The organism is Psychrobacter sp. ER1 (genome assembly GCF_048631835.1).
In the GTDB taxonomy this organism is placed as follows: Bacteria; Pseudomonadota; Gammaproteobacteria; order Pseudomonadales; family Moraxellaceae; genus Psychrobacter.
On record NZ_CP184640.1, the window covers coordinates 164,460 to 181,409 of the forward strand.

The window sequence follows — 16,950 nt, forward strand, 5'->3', positions numbered from 1 at the left end:
TCTTTAAACTGTACATTTGCTGGCTGAGTGGCTAATAACTCACCACGGTTGTCTTTTTCTTTTCTTGCAAGGTACTAGTAGCATTTGCCGTTTTATTGTTAGAAGCGGCTTCACCAGCGATTAAAGGCTGATAGTCTGCATTGCTATGCTGCATGTTTGGCGTTTGCGTACGTTGGGTAGACTGTGTAGAGGCTGCACCCGTTGTCGTTGGCACGTTACCGTTCATAGTAGGCATATTACTATTGCTCATAGTGCCAGCTTTATCATTCATCTTGTCATTAGATTCGTTCACTCTGTTGTCAGAGTTGTTCATACTCTTGTTCGAATCATTCATCTCACTACGAGAGTCGTTCATCTTATTGCTAGAGTCATTGATATTGACATGGCTAGGCTGTGCAGCTCCCAATTTACCAGTTGGTCCTTCTACACCGACTTGTACATTGCTTTTGACAGAGCTACTTGGCATACGTGATTGCATAGAATCACTGCTGTTGGTCGGCATAGCCATTGCAAGTGTAGGCAATGCAAGCGTAGTACCTAAAATTAACGATAAAATATTCTTTTTCATTATAAAGCTCCCATATGTATTATTAGTAATAATTAAAAACGATAACTCATATTTAATGATAAGCCGTTTTTACTCAAAGGTATCTGTAAATACTGTATGCAAATTATCAACGATGTAGTTTATATTTCAGTAGCAAACTCATTAAGGTTCTAACAGTTTAATGTTTTCTTGTGACGTTATGAAACTGTCATACTTAAAGTCTAGCTAGCACTCTGTCTTTAAATTTTATTAAAGATTCATTAGTAGCAAAGGTTGATTGTGTTATTAAAGCTGTTAATAAGTGAGTTTGTTAATAATAAATATCTACCGACGTCTCTAGTATTAAAAATATGAATGTTTGATTGCTTATAGTTATTATTTTTACTTATCTAGTTGTTATTAATAATTTTTTAGGAGGTTATATGAATATTGTAGAGAATTGTTTTAAATTTTCTTACTTATAGTTTAAAGCTAGTGCTTAGATAATTCTTAAATTCTATTACATAAATTCTTTGATAACATATACTTAATTAAACTAATGTTTATACCTATTTTTTCTACAATATCTATAAAATGATAGTAGCAATATTAGATTAGTAGTTAGTATCATAAAGTATTAAATAATCGGTAAACAGAAACATTGTTCACCAAAAAAGTACGTTATTTTTAATTTAATTTTTGTCTAAATATTTATAGCAAGCCATAAAAAACCGTATCTCGAAACCAAGATACGGTCATAAAGACATTGAGCCTTTGTTATCACTCAATAGATTAACTATCAATCACTTCAAAGCTAAGACCAGAATGCGCTTCTAAGCGTGTTATTAGCTTATCTCCCATCGCAGATGCTGGTGTCCAGAACCCACCGCCAACGTCCTCTTTGCTGATATCTTGTGCCAGACATAATGCCGCCTGCGAAATCATACGAGAAGTACTGCCGTAACCAGGATCTTTATCACCTGTTACTTTAACGGTAATAGTGTCATTTTTGGCCGTTTGTCCAAAATGACGAATATCAAAGTAGCCGTTCTCTTGCTCGTCTTTAGAAGGGCCTGAGCCAGCTTTTGGTAAGACGTGCTTGGATAGTAACTCGCGACTTGGTTTAATCATCATCGCAGTGGCAAAGCCCAATAAACCTGCGCTCATGGCATAGCTAGACAGTTTTCCTTTGACGCCATCTTTCATCCACATTGCTTCGTCATATTTGAAATCGCGACCGTACTCATAGCTGAGCAATTGGTTAGTACGATGGACGATACGCGTGTTGATGGTGGCCATGACGAACGGTGCTAACCAGCGCTTATGATTACTGTCATATACTGGTTTGCTGACATTGTCCTGACGTACGTTTGGTGCATCAGTATCATCGTTTAACAGATAAGGATTGGCCACTTGTTTGCGACGTGCTTTGTCCTCACCAGCTTCTTCAAATATTGATGCCATCGATGCGATAGTACCACCTGAGATACCACCTTTCGCTGCTTTGACACGCATATGGATAACATTACAGGTCTCGCCGAACTTTTCTTCTGCCTTAGCTTGGGTAAAGTACGCGCCCAAATCTGATGGAATAGAATCAAAACCACAAGAGTTAACAATACGGGCACCACTTTGCTTGGCAGTGTCTTGGTACTTATCCATCATATCTTTGATGAAAATGGCCTCACCAGTAAGATCGACATAGTCCGTACCGTTTTCAGCACAAGATTTAATCAGTGGCTCACCATATTTTAGATAAGGACCGACAGTTGAGATGATGACTTGAGTTTGCTTTGTCATCTTATCAAGGCTGGCAGCATCGTTACTGTTAGCAATAATAATGTCTACCTTGCTCTCAAGTTTTGCCTGTAGCTTGTTGAGCTTGTCTTCATCACGACCTGCGATCGCCCATGATACATTTGAGCCATCTTCGTTCTTATTATTTGATAAAAAATTGGTTAAATAGTGGGCAGTGATCTGACCGACGAAACTTGTCGCACCATATAGAACAACTGCATAAGGGCGTGTGTCGCCGCTGGTTTTTTGTATAGAGTTTTCAGTATCCGTATTGGTATCCATATGTATTGTCCTTAATAGATTTGAGAATAAGTGGATAGTAAACTATAAACCAAGTCGTTTGATTAGGTTAGAGGTTTGTGAGGTCGCTACAGTTTATAGTTTGCAGCCAACCTTCCATACAACATCACATATAACGTGAGGAATTTAAAATAGTTCTGCATACAGTTGGAAGAGTAGCGTTCAGTAAAATAGTATTCAATAAAAGCATATTCAGGTAAAAAGCACTTAGTTTAAGAACGCTCAGTTAAATAACGCTGCATTCAGAAATATAATTCTATTTCGAAAATATCATCTATTAAAGAAAAAGAGGTATGAGACATTAACAGTTACTACAAACTTTACATAACCTACCGATATTATTACTAAAATGAACGTTTTCTAGAGACGAACATTGCTAATCTATAAGCGTAAACAGTAATAACTAGCATTAGATAAAAACAAGTTAAATAGATGCTATATAAATTCTAATATCTGTTTTTTACCATTATTTGAGGAGAAGATTATGTTTCGTTGGGCTATTATTTTTGCAGTGATCGCATTACTAGCGAGTTTCCTAGGTTTCGGTGGTGTCGCAGGATTGTCTGCTAATTTGGCATACATTTTCTTAGCAGTCGCTGTGATTTTGTTTATCGTTGCCTTTGTCAGTCGTAAGATGTAAACACAGCTTATCGTTGTAAATACCTACTATAAAAAGACCCTCAATTGAGGGTCTTTTTTGTCTGCTTTAACGAAGGTAATCGTTAGAAAGCTAAAATAATCGGCATCAAGGCATACGTTGTAGACTTGCTACTACAACCGTTTGGGTTGAATGATATGCTCCATGCGTTTGGCTAAACGAATATCCAGACTAGATATGCCACCTGTGTCGTGGTTGGTTAAACGAACTTCAACGATATTGTAGGTATTACGCCATTCTGGATGGTGCTCAAGCGCTTCAGCATGAAATGCCGCTTGATTCATAAAGCTCATAGCCTCGATAAAATCGCTAAAATGATAGGTTTTGACGATGCTATTGCCGTCACGTTGCCAACCAGCAAGCTCTTCTAGCTGTAGATTGATTTGTTTGTCAGATAAACTACTCATATTAATAACCTTTATTGTTATGTCGAATTGGTTTATTAAAAGTGGTGCTGGGGTATGTCTCCTATGCTAAATAAATATCTACGTATTTTCCTGCTTTGCCCGATATCACTTAACTGAGCTTCGTTAACGAATTAATTGAACCTAACTACGTAGCCAATTAAATTAAATCTTGATACTCAGGATGTTTGCTAATGTATGACGCGACAAATGAGCATTGTGGTATCACTTTCTTGTCTTGCTCACGCGCATAATTCAATGCGTGCTTAACGAGTGCTGAACCAACGCCTTGACCGCCTAATTGCTGCGGTACGATAGTATGATCGTAGACCAACTTGTCAGCACTTTCCTGATAGCTAATATAACCTGTCTGACCATCGATAGAGGTCTCAAAGCGGTTCGCTGCTTGATTATGAATAATGTCTAGATTTGGTTTAGAGGTTTGGTTACTCATTAATATACTCCATTTTTTATTATCGAATTTTTATTATGAACTAAATATTTATTAATTTAATAGTGCCAGTTTAGTATGTAGGTTTGATGCTTAACAATCTAGACGCTTACCGTAATCGTTGATAGGACGACTTTTAATGTCATCTATGTTTGTTGTCCTACCTTATCATGGCCGTATCTGGTTGCAAATATGAATATTTCACCATGCATAGGATATGGCTTTAAGAACGACTGGAGGCAAAAAGCGAGTGAAACCACCAGTGTTTTCTATCGCTAATTTGTCTTCTAATTTTTTTCTAAATTGGCCGCTGACCTATTATCTTTATGAGTAGTACTATCTGCATTTTCCGTTGACTGTACATGGGCTTGCCATTCTTGTTCACTGGGTTTGCTAAAGTGATAAATACGTCCGAGTACTTGCTTGAGTTGCGTACCAAAACGGCCAGTGTTATAGATTAAATCATACTTACGGCATATGGCCTGTACCTGCGGCGCAATCTTTGCATAGTGGCCGGCTGGCATATCAGGAAATATATGATGCTCAATTTGATGAGATAAATTACCTGTCAAAAGGTGAAACCATTTGCTGCCTTTGATATTGCTAGAGCCAAGGATTTGGCGTACGTACCAATCGCCTTTACTTTCATTGGCATCGAGATGAGTATAGATATGCGCTTGCTCAGTGAAATGGCCGCAAAAATCACTGCCCACGTCCATAGGTTGCGGACAGTGTTTGCAGTCATGTTACCGCTCAATGTACTAAAGGCGCTACGATGGCCTAGCGTCATCTCTACCACAGACGGCAGTGCGATATAGTCTTTGCCTATTTGTCGTCCAATTTTGGCAAATAACGCGCGAGACTTTTGCTGCATGATTTTGTGCAGATCAGGGGAGTCAGCGTATTCATCTGCACTGATTTGGATGTCATGAAAGGCTACCGCCCATTCAAATCCAAATGCCAGTACCGCTGTACTAAACATATTGTAGCGATCTTCTAGCGTCCAAGGCTGCTCATCAGTCACTCGAATCAAGTGATAGCCTACGTCATGATCACGGCCTACAATATTGGTAAAAGTATGATGTAAATAATTATGTGAGTGTTGCCATAATGGAGCAGGGCAGACAATATCCCAGTCGAATTTTTGACTATTAAGGTGCGGGTGTTGCATCCAGTCATATTGACCATGCATGACGTTATGACCCAGCTCCATGTTGTTCAATATTTTGCTAAAGCTAAGTAAAGACGTACCTAGTAGCCAAGTAGCGACCAGACTGCGTTTCGATGGCATACGCCCAACCGCTGCGAGTAAACCACGGGCGATAATTTCACTATATACCACGGTGGCATATACTCGCTGTATGTAGCGTGCATCCTTACTGCCTAGCGAGTCCATGACGCTTGTGTACAGGGCATTGAGCTCTACGGCTAAAGCATCACTTTGAGGCTTTGATAGAGGGGCATCAGTTACTGTTGGGTAGCGAGTCCGTGTTGACGTGTCTGGCTGATCGCTATCATTGATTGCTTTATCATTAAGCTGCGTGTAAGGCGTTTGCGATGTCAAAGGCAAAGGCGCGTTTTTCGCTAGTTGTGCATCGGACAGGGGCGTCAAGATAGGCACAGCAGATTGTGGCGTAGTAACGGGTGGTAGTAAGCGCATAAATAAGTCCTTAACCGAAACGGCATGAATAAGCAGCACTGCATCCGGTTTGATAAGTCATCTGAGTTTTAGCCTATAAAGTAACGCTTGTCTTCTATTTCTTATAGGTTGTTTGGCATATGCTTTCTATTGAGCCGGTCGTTCTATTGAGCCAGTCATTAAACATCGAGAACCACATCAGTCATGGCAATACTAATGCAAGTCTGAATAGACTCGTAACCATCCCCGCTCACTTTCCCTGTTTGAACGTTTTTGACCACACCGCTGACTTTATTACATCGACACAACTGACAAATACCTTGCCGGCAACCATGCGCTAGCCGTACATCTGCATTCTCAGCCGCAGCCAGTATGGTCGTGTCACTGCTAAATCGTCGTTGCCGTGATCGCAAATAGACAGTGTGTTCTTCTACAGGTATCGTTTTATCGAATGTTTGATTGCTGCTGATATCAAAATCAGCTAGGGCATTACCAAAGTTCTCTACGATGATGTTATCGCGCAGCTGTTCGTCTGTAGGTGTTATCTCTGCGGCGACTTTATATAAGCCAGCTAATAACGCTTGTGAACCGCAAGCAAATATCTGCGTATCTGCTAGAGGTAAGTTTAGCAACAGCAGACCCTCTGCACTTAAATATCGTGTACCAGCCAAATAGGTAGTCGGATCTTCAGTATGGATTAGATGATAAGTGAAGTCTGGATGAGTATCGTTCAGCTGTTGCCACTGATGTTGCAGTTTGGATGAAATAGTTCGGCTGTAATGCAATAGCGTCACCTGATGACCATTACTCAGGGCTTGAGTGATAAGTCCGAGTATGGGCGTGATACCGCTACCACCAGCGATGAATAGCAAAGGAATAAGTTTGTCATTCTCTGATATTTCCTGCCCTACTATCGAGGTCTGTTCCAAAGTAAATTGACCAAGTGGCAGGCTTGTATCAACGATGCTAGCCAGTGGCATCTGCTTAGTTAAATAGTCAGATACCAACCCTTGCGGTTTAATCGCGATAGTCACCGTATGGCGTTGGTCTGCCGTATTACTATCGGTAGTATTGTCGAGCCACCAGAGTTGTTGATGCGCCAAACCCACTATCGAGTAACTACGTTGGTGATAGACCCCTTCAATACAAACGCGCAAATCAAGATATTGACCGCCTTGCCAACCACCCATCACCTCAGAAATCTGCTGTTTAAAGGCTCTATTGGTCTCAAATCGAAGTGCTATCAAATCATCACTTAATTCATAGCGTGCAATCAGGCGTAACTTAGGAGTCGTCAATGACCAAAACGGATGTAAGCGCGATCCGATAAAATCGACAAACGCACGTTGAATAATTTCAGGGCGATAGCCGTTGGCCATATTATCAGTACCTTTATGATTGCTATAAAGTAGGTGTTGAGACGAACACAAAGTCAGATGAACAATCATTTTGATAATTAAATGTCAGACGGATCCACTCGACCTTGTTAAGCCACACTAACATGCTAACGGCTATTGATTAAATTTGCGAAAGTTTTGATGCTATTTTTTGTGGTCTTTATAAAACGCTAATGAATCAAAATGTTAAGTTAGTTCATTAAGATAAGACTTTTTGCGTTACTTTTCCAACGCGTGTTTTATAGCCAAAGGGCATAGCCTGCTGTCAAAAACAGTAAAACAACTGGTAAAACAACTGGTAAAACAACCTGTCAGCTTGCAGGGTATGCGCCACAATGCGATAATGACCTATAATTTGTAACCCTGATTTTGAGGTACGGCACGCTTGGCATCATCGCTGAGTTGCATTTGCTGTTCTCTTCTATGCAGTCTATCGGAGTGTTAATGGCTCAATATATTTACACGATGAACAACGTGTCAAAACTTGTTCCCCCTAAGCGTGAAATCCTAAAAAATATCAACCTATCGTTTTTCCCTGGTGCCAAAATTGGTGTTTTGGGTATCAACGGTTCAGGTAAATCAACCTTGCTACGTATCATGGCAGGCGTGGATACTGAGTTTAGTGGTGAAGCACGCGCACAAGCCGGTACCAAAGTTGGCTATCTGCCACAGGAACCACAGCTAGATGATAGCAAAGACGTTCGTGGTAATGTCGAAGACGGTATGCGCGAAGCACTAGATGCGCTAGCACGTCTAGATGCTATCTATGCAGAATACGCAGAGCCTGATGCTGATTTTGATAAGCTTGCTGAAGAACAAGGCAAGATGGAAGATATCATCCAGTCTTGGGATGCACATAACTTAAATAACCAGCTAGAAAAAGCAGCCGATGCGCTACGTCTGCCACCATGGGATGCCGACGTTAGCAAGCTGTCAGGTGGTGAGAAACGCCGTGTGGCACTATGCCGTCTACTATTGTCGCGCCCTGACATGCTATTACTTGACGAACCGACCAACCATTTGGACGCCGAGTCTGTTGCGTGGTTAGAGCAGTTCTTGCAGAACTACAGCGGTACGATCGTTGCCATTACCCATGATCGCTATTTCTTGGATAATGTTGCTCAGTGGATCTTGGAGCTTGACCGTGGCCATGGCTATCCGTATGAAGGCAACTATACCGAGTGGCTAGAGCAAAAGAATACGCGTCTAGAGCAACAGAATAAGCAAGAAGAATCATTTGCTAAAGCGCTGAAAAAAGAGCTTGAGTGGATTCGCAAAAACCAAAAAGGTCAACAGGCTAAGTCTAAATCTCGTGTACAGCGTTTTGAAGAGTTGAACTCAACTGAGTTCCAGAAACGTAATGAGACTTCTGAGATTTATATTCCACCTGGTCCACGTTTGGGTAACAAGGTTATTGAGATTAATGACATCTCTAAATCATTCGGCGATCGTCTGCTGTATGAAAACCTAAGCTTTAACGTACCAGCTGGTGGTATCGTTGGTATTATCGGTCCAAATGGTGCGGGTAAAACCACGCTGTTTAACATGATTACTGAGCGCGATACGCCAGATACTGGTTCAGTTGATTTGGGTGAAAGTGTTAAAGTTGCCTATGTTGGTCAGGTACGTGATCATCTAGATGATAATAAAACCGTATGGGAAGAAGTCTCTGATGGCCTTGATATCATTACCGTTGGCGACTACACCACGCCAAGCCGTGCTTATATCGGACGTTTTAACTTCAAAGGCTCAGATCAGCAAAAGCACGTCGGTCAATTATCAGGTGGTGAGCGTAACCGTCTACAATTGGCGAAAACGCTAAAGCAAGGCGCAAACGTATTGCTCCTCGATGAACCATCAAACGATTTGGACATCGAAACCTTACGTGCACTAGAGGATGCGATTCAAGTATTCCCAGGTACAGTAATGGTCGTATCGCATGATCGCTGGTTCCTTGACCGTATCGCGACTCATATCTTGGCATTCGAAGAAGAAGGCCCAGTTTGGTTCGACGGTAACTACACTGAGTTTGAAGCGTATCGTAAAAAGACGATGGGTGATGATGCCAGTCCTAAACGTGCCAAGTATAAGAAAATTACTAACTAATACGGCTGTTTAATATAGTCCAAGCCAAAAAAGACCGCTAATGATTAGCGGTCTTTTTTGTTTAGCGTAAAATCTTAAAGGGTATGGGTATCCGTTAAAATTAACGCTTGCGCCCAAACTTACGCTGCTTTTTATTACTAATTTCAGTAATGGCGTGAGTGATTTCTTCTTCATCCAAACTAGCAACTTGCTGCAAGATTTGCATCATATCAGGCGTTAGTACGTACTTAGCATGATGAGCGATGTCGTTAATGCGATGGTCGAAAGTCAGTATGCCTGTTTCATCGTCTTTTTGTAGATAGTCAAGACGAGTCAACGCACTAATGAAACTGGTAAACAAGGCGCGATCAAAGAAATCGGGAATATCATCTGCATAGAGCACAGACAAACGCTGCCCAAGTAAGTGACATAGGTCCACAACTTCGTTTTCAGTTAAATTACCAGAGCCTTGCTGAGCAAGTAAAGCAAGCGTCATAAAGTAACGCTCAAGGCTTTGTCCAACTGGAGTCGCAAGCACTTGCAGCTGCTGATAATGCTTACTATTAGACTCAGGCACGCTGAGCGTATCATCACCCAAGTTAACGATGAGCCCATGAGACAGCAAGTTATCAACTTTCTTATTGAGCGTATCAGCTAAGCCATGTGCTGGGTAATACAAGAACAGCTCACTTTGTAAGAACGGATATAGCTGCTCAGCGATACTATCGAGACGGCTGCGCTTTATACGCCCGTTGCGTGCGACTAGTGCAGACAGGAACGACAGCAAAATAAAGACATGCAAGATGTTATTACGGAAGTAGCTAAGTAAAGCTGCTTGCTTACCTGCGACCTGAATGATGTCGCCCAAGATGTGCGGCGTACGCTCAATAAGTTTTAGCTTAATACCATAATCAATGATTTGCTGCGGCGTCATATCAGTGATAACTGTATCCTCTGAGTAGACCAGCTGCTGAGCCAGACCTTGGTACAGTGCGATTTGCTCGCGGCAAATGTTTTCATCCAATGCAGCTTTCGGTGCTGATAGCAGAACCAATGATAGCAGCGATACAGGGGTGACGACTGCAGCTTTATTGATATGCTGCATGACTTTCACGCCAATGTTATCAACCATGGCGCTAGTTTTTCATCGAGCGGTGAGTCAGTACGATCGGATGGCAAGCTATTGGCTGGTACATCGAATTTCGTCATAAAGTCGCTAAGGTGCAACGGTGTACCAAAGCTCAAGTGCACATTACCGAAGATACGTTCGATTTTACGGCCAACTTTGAGCAGCCCGATCAAAGACTCTGACTCTTTTGGCTTACCTTTTAACTCACCGACATAAGTGCCGCCTTCCATAATACGCTCGTAACCAATATAAGTCGGTATAAATACCACAGGCTTATTGGTTTGGCGTAATTGGCTATGGACGGTCATCGCTAGCATACCCATTTTTGGCGGTAGCAAGCGACCTGAACGTGAGCGACCACCTTCGATGAAGTATTCAATCGGGGTGTTGCGTGTGATAAGAGTATGCATATATTCGCGCAGTACAGCGGTATATAGTGCGTTACCACGGAAGCTACGACGAATATAAAAAGCGACTGCACCGCGTAATAGGGGCCTAATACAGGTACATCTAAGTTATCACCTGCTGCGACATAGGGGATACTCAGGCCACGTTTGTAGATAACATAAGAAAGTAATAGATAGTCGACATGGCTGCGATGACAAGGTACATAAATCAGCTCATAATCGGTTGCAAGGTCACGTACTCGCTCGAAGTGATGGACTTCTACGCCGTCATATAACTGCGTCCATAACCATGTCAAAAATTTATAAAAGCCTCTAATAATGGAATGAGAGTAGTCATTGACCATCTCATTAGCATAGCCTCTAGCCTGACTACGAGCTTCTCGAACGCTGGTCCCTTTTTCGGCTGCTTCCATCTCGATCGCATGTTTAATCGCTGGCGAGTACACCAGTTTGTCTACCAAGTTACGTCTATCTGATAAATCAGGGCCAAGCATGCTGGCGCGCTGCTTATCTAAATAAATTGACAGTTGCTGCTGCAACATACGAACCAGTTCACGATTACTATCAGCCGATGCGACTAGCGCATAGTTTGGTATCTGCGCAGCGTCAGTTGCGTCATCACTGTTAGTAGCCGTTGACTCTGTATCGAGTGAATCCGCCGCTGTTAAATCTGCTTTAAGGGCATCTGTAGCAACTGAGTCAAAGGTAGCAGGTCCTTCCACATCGCCTTTTAGATTATCGTTGATAATGGTACGTAAGTCTTGCGGTGGGTGGAACTGTACAAAAGTGTCGCGGCCCATCACCCCGATATTAAATAATTGCTTAGTGATGCTAGGATCTTGCCAGTTGTCAGCAGTCAGTAGCTTAAATAACGAATCTTCTTTTTCAGGTGCGCGTCCCCACAGAATCGATACGGGTACTAGACGTACTTTCAACTCTGGATATTGCAACACAGCAGATACTAAGCGAGAAAGGCGAGGAGACAATTGGCTGTCTTTGGCACTTGGGTGATTCAAAAATATGATGGCCGCATTTTCTTTAATATTATGGGCGGCATCATTTACTCCAACCAGTGCAGGCGGTAAGTTGTGCTCTTGCGTCTGCAAGTCAATCAGAATACTGTTGGAACGAGAATAGTCCTGTAGTACATAAAACCGTAGCGTCTGATCATCATTGTCGAACTCAGGTAGCTCGCCTAATAGCTTAGGTTTTACGGCGATATCGAGCATCTGACCTGACAGCTTACGATACAGCTGATTGATCGGTGCATTAGAATAAGGCTTAGTAGCGATTGCATTGCCAACAGTTTTAGCAGTGCCATCAGTCGCGACTGGCGCTTTAAAAATCCGTTTTTTTAAGAACTTCGGTATCATAATCAGTATCAAAAATAGTCAAATATGTTGCGCTTATGATGCCATAAAAGCCACCAAAGCGATATATAGTGTCTGTATATACTACCAATATTAATACGGTTTGGTTACGCTGTAGTGAGTGACCAATTATACAAAATGCTCAAACATTTGAAAGTTCACATGTTTAGGGTAATAATATATTTATATCACCGATGACTCATAAATATAGCGTCTATTTTTCAATTTCATTTTATTAAGCCTAAAACTTATGACTCCAGCTATCGATCTTGCCAAAAAACGTAACCTTGATTACCAAGTACACGAATATACTCACGACAGCAATGCCGTATCGTTTGGTTTAGAAGCCGCAGAAAAACTTGGCGTAGCGGTGACACAGGTATTCAAAACTCTAGTGGTGACCACTGATAATGGCGTACTGGCTGTAGCGATATTACCAGTTGATAAAACACTTAATTTTAAAAAAATGGCTAAGGCGCTATCTTCTAACAAATTGCTATCTTGCAAAAAAGTGCAGATGGCCGACCCAAAACAAGTAGAACGAAGTACAGGCTATGTGTTGGGTGGCGTCAGTCCACTGGGTCAAAAGAAGCGACTAAAAACCGTGATAGATAGCACAGCTCAAGATCAGGCCACTATCTATGTGAGTGGGGGTCGCCGTGGTCTAGAGATTGAATTGCCGCCTACACAATTGGCCACAACGCTTGATGCTTGCTTTGACGCTATTACTGATGAATAAAAGATTCTACGGTAGCTATAATCTGCCTATTACAAAATGGCCGTGCCGATAGTTTTGCTAAGTGTATTCATGCCTAATTTACACCGAGTTCGCTTGTATTGAAGATATTTTGGCGCAAGATTGTTGTAGATTGACCATAGCGATAAGGCGTAGACTTATACGCCAGCTTATCTATTATTTTTATCTACATTTAAGGACATGCTCATGCCACATTTAACCATTCAAGTGACACCCAACGTCAGTATCGCTCATGAAGAATCATTGCTCAAATCGCTAAACAAGGCGTTATGGGATAGTGGTCAGTTTAAGCTGCCTACTGATATAAAAGCCCGCATTGTACCTATTAACTCATTTCTAGTAGGTGTTGAAGATGATGAGCAGGCCAATGGATTTATTTACGCCCACCTAAAGCTAATGAGTGGACGTGATATGGCCACTCGTGATCAATTGGCTGAGCTGTTGGTTGCTACTATCGAGGAAAAAATAGGCGCAGAGCAGTCAGGGCGTGCGGCATTGCAGATATGTGTAGAAGTTGAAGAGATAAGTGCGGTCTATCATAAGAAGATGCTTGGTAGCTAACAGTACTCGCCTTAAATTGCTCGTTGCTGTGGATTCTATATAAATAGATTGTCAGTTAAGCATAAAAAAGCGCCTAAATAATAGGCGCTTTTTTATTAATTATCGATGCAGTTTTAGTCAATTTTAATCTAAGAAAGCAAAGTGATCGATTTCCATTGATGTCATGCTTTCGCTTGGGGCAACCATCGCTTCTGCGTGACCAGACGTGCGTGGTAGCAACTTATCAAAGTAGAATTCAGCAGTCTGAATTTTTGCTTTGTAGAACTCTGGTGCTTCTGTGCCGCCATTTTCTAGCTTTTCATAAGCGACCGCTGCCATACGCGCCCAGTGATAACCCATCATTACGTAGCCTGAGTACATTAGGAAATCATCTGACGCTGCTGAGATGATTTCACGATCTTTACGTGCCATCAGCATCAAGCGTACCGTTAAGGTATTCCACTCAGCACATAGTTTGGTCAGTGCCCAAACAAATTTACGCATTTCTTTATCGAGTGCGTACTCGCCACACCATTTCATGATGTTTGACGTGTAGTCACGGATAATCTTACCTTTAGACTGTAAGATAACCTTACGACCTAGTAGATCAAGTGCTTGTACGCCAGTAGTACCTTCGTACATCGTCGCAATACGAGCATCACGAGCGATCATCTCCATGCCCCATTCTTTGATGTAGCCATGACCGCCATAGACTTGCTGACCATGCTTGGCAGCTTCGATACCTAGCTCAGTTAAGAAGCCTTTTAGAATTGGCGTATAGAAGCCCAATTTGTCGTCCCACTTTTCGAACTCTTCATCATCGCCATTGATAATACCTTGTGCCATTTTATCGGCATAACGTGCTGAATGATAAATCATTGAGCGACCGCCTTCAGCAAAGGCTTTTTGCGTCAGTAGCATACGGCGTACGTCGGCATGATGGATGATAGCATCAGCTACTTTTTCAGGATCTTTAGTACCAGATAGCGTACGCATAGAACGGCGTTCTTTGGCATATGGCAAGGCGTTTTGGAAAGACAATTCAGTATGCGCCAGACCTTGGATACCAGTACCGATACGAGCCGTGTTCATAAAAGTGAACATGGCTTTTAGGCCTTTATGCGGTTCGCCGATTAGGTAGCCGACTGCGCCATCAAAGTTCAATACACATGTCGAAGATGCGCTGATGCCCATTTTGTGCTCAATTGAACCACAAACAACGGCATTGCGCTCGCCAGCTTCACCTTCAGCATTCGGGGTGAACTTTGGTACGATAAATAGTGATATACCGCGCGTGCCTTCTGGTGCATTTGGTAGGCGTGCTAGGACGATATGGACGATGTTATCTGTTAAGTCATGCTCACCGCTTGAGATAAAGATTTTGGTACCGCTGATTTTATAGGTGCCGTCATCTTGTGGAATGGCTTTCGATTTAACTTGACCCAAATCCGTACCACACTGTGGTTCAGTCAGACACATGGTACCTGCCCATGAGCCTTCGACCAACTTAGGTAAATACAGTGCTTTTTGCTCGTCAGTACCGTACTGAAGCAGCGTGTTGATACAACCTGTTGATAGACCAGGATACATTGACCATGACCAGTTAGCAGTACCGATCATCTCAGATTTGATAAGGTTGATTGACGTTGGCAGATTCATACCACCGAATTCTTCAGGGTATGAAATACCTTGCCAGCCGCCTTCTACAAACTGGTCATAAGCCTCTTTGAAGCCTTTTGGTGTGGTCACGACGCCATCTTCAAAATGACAGCCTTCTTCACCACCTGATTGATAGAGCGGGGCAATGACGTTTTCAGCAAAATCAGCCATACCTTGTAGAATCATGTCTACAGTTTCAGGATCAGCGTTTTCGCCGTTGTCTAAGCTTTTATAATGCGTCTGATAGTCAAATACATCATTAATCAAAAATTTGATATCACGTAAGGGGGCTTTGTAAGTTAACATAATCGCTCTCTTTGGTTAGTTCGCTATCATAGACTTATGGCGCAATATTTGAGTCACAACTTATGTAAGCGATATTTACTTATTTTGGATGAGCTAGACGTTATATTAGTCATCAAGTGAGTTGTTAGTGGACAGCTTTCCAGTGTATTAGTTATTAGAACGTCTTTAGCGACGGACAGCTGTTATGGCGTTGATATGATTATAAATCTTAAACAGCGACAAATATACAACTAATAACTATTATTCATGATTAATTATGTTATTAATTCATTTTAGTTTGTATAGGTAAATTGTATCTTCGCTTGAAATTACTCTATAAAGGGCTATGTAGACTCATCTAAATTCAAAGAAAAATGGACTTATCAAATAGGAAAAGCCATTTATGAGCACCTCAAAAAAGCAACAGCGAGCCTCTTGGTTGAGCGCACTATTAACTCGTATTAAGGGGTTAATCGATGGTGAGCTAAGTCATTTACTGACAGTCAATCGCAGCCATCGACCATGGCATATGCCAATCATCGCGGCGATTGCGATTAGCTTTCCGGTGTTTGTAGGGGCTTATTTTGGTGACTTATCTTCAGGTATCAAAGCCTCGCTAGGCTCGATGATTATTCTAAACCTACCATTTGCAGGCGGGCTACCACATCGGCTAGTGACAGTTATGGCTTGGGGGTTTGCGATGATACTGAGCTTTGCATTAGGTCTGATCGCGCAGCTGTTACCAGTGCTGCGATTACCTGTGTTTATGCTGATTGGCATTAGCGTAGTGATGCTAGGTCGTTATTATCGGCAACCACCACCAGCAGGATTGTTTGTGTTGATGGCGGGTGCGATTGCGCTATTTATCCCTGTGCCGATTGATCAAGTGCTCTCAGCGATAGGGCTTGTGATATTGGGTAGTGGCTCCTCGATGTTGCTAGCGCTACTCTATAGTTTGTTCTTATTGGCGACGCGTCCAGTTGCTTCTGTACCTGTCTATGACTATCAGCCTGATATGATTAGCGATAGTCTGATCGTGGTAAGTTTCGTTAGTTTGGCGTTGGTCGTTGCTGTTCTGTTAGAGCTGCCTTATCCCTACTGGGCAGCGATGAGCTGCTTTATTATCACCCAAGGTATGCAGCTACGAACCATGTGGATCAAACAGTTGCACCGTTTATTGGGTACGTTGGCTGGCATGGGCGTGGCGGGCTGGATGCTGTCTTGGGGACTATCAGGATGGAGCATCGCTATAGCAATACTATGTATGATGTTTTTGATTGAATCGTTTGTCGATCGGCATTATGGACTGGCGGTAATATTTATCACGCCGCTGACGATATTTATCGCCGAGTATGGTAGTACGATGTCAGTGCCACCAGTCGCTGGAGACGTTATCCAAGCGCGTATGATTGATACGGCGCTCGGCTGCGTGATTGGATTGAGCGGTGGTCTGGCGATACACTCTACGCGATTGCGTGTACCGCTGCGCCGTTTTGAAAATTGGCTATTACTGCGTTTTAGTTAATAGCTTTACAATGCATTCTCT

General features: G+C 42.3%; 13 protein-coding genes and 1 pseudogene. 5 read left to right on the top strand and 9 right to left on the bottom strand.

From position 1 onward, the window contains the following. Positions 1 to 31 precede the first annotated feature (31 nt). Entirely contained in the window at positions 32 to 568 is a 537-nt protein-coding gene (locus tag ACOBWA_RS00745) for a hypothetical protein (RefSeq protein WP_420229928.1), read from the bottom strand. Between the two features lie 750 nt (positions 569 to 1,318). Further along, the gene (locus tag ACOBWA_RS00750) at positions 1,319 to 2,605 is read right to left on the bottom strand and encodes a saccharopine dehydrogenase family protein (protein ID WP_420229929.1); all 1,287 of its coding nucleotides are present in this window, start codon (positions 2,603 to 2,605) and stop codon (positions 1,319 to 1,321) included. A gap of 502 nt (positions 2,606 to 3,107) precedes the next feature. Here ACOBWA_RS00750 and ACOBWA_RS00755 point away from each other — a divergent pair. Then, the gene (locus ACOBWA_RS00755) at positions 3,108 to 3,263 is read left to right on the top strand and encodes a DUF1328 domain-containing protein (RefSeq protein ID WP_082624527.1); all 156 of its coding nucleotides are present in this window, start codon (positions 3,108 to 3,110) and stop codon (positions 3,261 to 3,263) included. Between the two features lie 131 nt (positions 3,264 to 3,394). Here the strand turns inward: ACOBWA_RS00755 and ACOBWA_RS00760 are convergent, their stop codons facing one another. From ACOBWA_RS00760 to ACOBWA_RS00780, 5 genes are all read right to left on the bottom strand, one after another. Then, entirely contained in the window at positions 3,395 to 3,688 is a 294-nt protein-coding gene (locus ACOBWA_RS00760) for a 4a-hydroxytetrahydrobiopterin dehydratase (RefSeq protein ID WP_057757953.1), read from the bottom strand. Between the two features lie 157 nt (positions 3,689 to 3,845). Next, complete coding sequence (locus tag ACOBWA_RS00765; protein WP_420229930.1) at positions 3,846 to 4,139, bottom strand: GNAT family N-acetyltransferase; 294 nt, start codon at positions 4,137 to 4,139, stop codon at positions 3,846 to 3,848. A 284-nt stretch (positions 4,140 to 4,423) separates the two neighbouring features. Continuing rightward, on the bottom strand, positions 4,424 to 4,807 hold the full coding sequence (locus ACOBWA_RS00770; protein ID WP_420230689.1) for a fatty acid desaturase: 384 nt from the start codon (positions 4,805 to 4,807) through the stop codon (positions 4,424 to 4,426). After that, positions 4,705 to 5,796, bottom strand: coding sequence for a fatty acid desaturase family protein (locus ACOBWA_RS00775; protein WP_420229931.1), 1,092 nt, complete (start codon positions 5,794 to 5,796; stop codon positions 4,705 to 4,707). The genes ACOBWA_RS00770 and ACOBWA_RS00775 overlap by 103 nt, the downstream gene beginning before the upstream one ends. Before the next feature lie 158 nt (positions 5,797 to 5,954). After that, complete coding sequence (locus ACOBWA_RS00780) at positions 5,955 to 7,154, bottom strand: flavin reductase family protein (RefSeq protein ID WP_420229932.1); 1,200 nt, start codon at positions 7,152 to 7,154, stop codon at positions 5,955 to 5,957. A 462-nt stretch (positions 7,155 to 7,616) separates the two neighbouring features. Between ACOBWA_RS00780 and ettA the strand changes: the two genes are divergently transcribed. Beyond that, the gene (ettA, locus tag ACOBWA_RS00785) at positions 7,617 to 9,278 is read left to right on the top strand and encodes an energy-dependent translational throttle protein EttA (RefSeq protein ID WP_057757965.1); all 1,662 of its coding nucleotides are present in this window, start codon (positions 7,617 to 7,619) and stop codon (positions 9,276 to 9,278) included. Positions 9,279 to 9,378: 100 nt separating this feature from the next. Here the strand turns inward: ettA and plsB are convergent. Beyond that, positions 9,379 to 12,022: pseudogene (gene plsB / locus ACOBWA_RS00790) on the bottom strand (glycerol-3-phosphate 1-O-acyltransferase PlsB). Positions 12,023 to 12,413: 391 nt separating this feature from the next. Here plsB and ybaK point away from each other — a divergent pair. Together ybaK and ACOBWA_RS00800 are read left to right on the top strand one after the other, a co-directional pair. Then, positions 12,414 to 12,902, top strand: coding sequence for a Cys-tRNA(Pro) deacylase (gene ybaK, locus ACOBWA_RS00795; RefSeq protein WP_420229933.1), 489 nt, complete (start codon positions 12,414 to 12,416; stop codon positions 12,900 to 12,902). 204 nt (positions 12,903 to 13,106) lie between these two features. Further along, a complete protein-coding gene (locus ACOBWA_RS00800) occupies positions 13,107 to 13,481 on the top strand; it encodes a 5-carboxymethyl-2-hydroxymuconate Delta-isomerase (RefSeq protein ID WP_102090903.1) in 375 nt (124 codons plus the stop codon). 123 nt (positions 13,482 to 13,604) lie between these two features. Here the strand turns inward: ACOBWA_RS00800 and ACOBWA_RS00805 are convergent, their stop codons facing one another. Further along, positions 13,605 to 15,425 carry an acyl-CoA dehydrogenase C-terminal domain-containing protein gene (locus ACOBWA_RS00805; RefSeq protein ID WP_420229934.1) on the bottom strand — a complete coding sequence of 607 codons (1,821 nt, stop codon included), beginning with the start codon at positions 15,423 to 15,425 and terminating at the stop codon, positions 13,605 to 13,607. 382 nt (positions 15,426 to 15,807) lie between these two features. Here ACOBWA_RS00805 and ACOBWA_RS00810 point away from each other — a divergent pair, with 382 nt between their 5' ends. Continuing rightward, complete coding sequence (locus ACOBWA_RS00810; RefSeq protein ID WP_420229935.1) at positions 15,808 to 16,929, top strand: FUSC family protein; 1,122 nt, start codon at positions 15,808 to 15,810, stop codon at positions 16,927 to 16,929. Positions 16,930 to 16,950 lie beyond the last annotated feature (21 nt).

What these genes read in the sequence shown, in the direction of transcription:
- ACOBWA_RS00745 (WP_420229928.1), bottom strand. Translation starts at nt 568, where the DNA reads ATGAAAAAGAATATTTTATCGTTAATTTTAGGTACTACGCTTGCATTG.
- ACOBWA_RS00750 (WP_420229929.1), bottom strand. Translation starts at nt 2,605, where the DNA reads ATGGATACCAATACGGATACTGAAAACTCTATACAAAAAACCAGCGGC.
- ACOBWA_RS00755 (WP_082624527.1), top strand. Translation starts at nt 3,108, where the DNA reads ATGTTTCGTTGGGCTATTATTTTTGCAGTGATCGCATTACTAGCGAGT.
- ACOBWA_RS00760 (WP_057757953.1), bottom strand. Translation starts at nt 3,688, where the DNA reads ATGAGTAGTTTATCTGACAAACAAATCAATCTACAGCTAGAAGAGCTT.
- ACOBWA_RS00765 (WP_420229930.1), bottom strand. Translation starts at nt 4,139, where the DNA reads ATGAGTAACCAAACCTCTAAACCAAATCTAGACATTATTCATAATCAA.
- ACOBWA_RS00775 (WP_420229931.1), bottom strand. Translation starts at nt 5,796, where the DNA reads ATGCGCTTACTACCACCCGTTACTACGCCACAATCTGCTGTGCCTATC.
- ACOBWA_RS00780 (WP_420229932.1), bottom strand. Translation starts at nt 7,154, where the DNA reads ATGGCCAACGGCTATCGCCCTGAAATTATTCAACGTGCGTTTGTCGAT.
- ettA (WP_057757965.1), top strand. Translation starts at nt 7,617, where the DNA reads ATGGCTCAATATATTTACACGATGAACAACGTGTCAAAACTTGTTCCC.
- ybaK (WP_420229933.1), top strand. Translation starts at nt 12,414, where the DNA reads ATGACTCCAGCTATCGATCTTGCCAAAAAACGTAACCTTGATTACCAA.
- ACOBWA_RS00800 (WP_102090903.1), top strand. Translation starts at nt 13,107, where the DNA reads ATGCCACATTTAACCATTCAAGTGACACCCAACGTCAGTATCGCTCAT.
- ACOBWA_RS00805 (WP_420229934.1), bottom strand. Translation starts at nt 15,425, where the DNA reads ATGTTAACTTACAAAGCCCCCTTACGTGATATCAAATTTTTGATTAAT.
- ACOBWA_RS00810 (WP_420229935.1), top strand. Translation starts at nt 15,808, where the DNA reads ATGAGCACCTCAAAAAAGCAACAGCGAGCCTCTTGGTTGAGCGCACTA.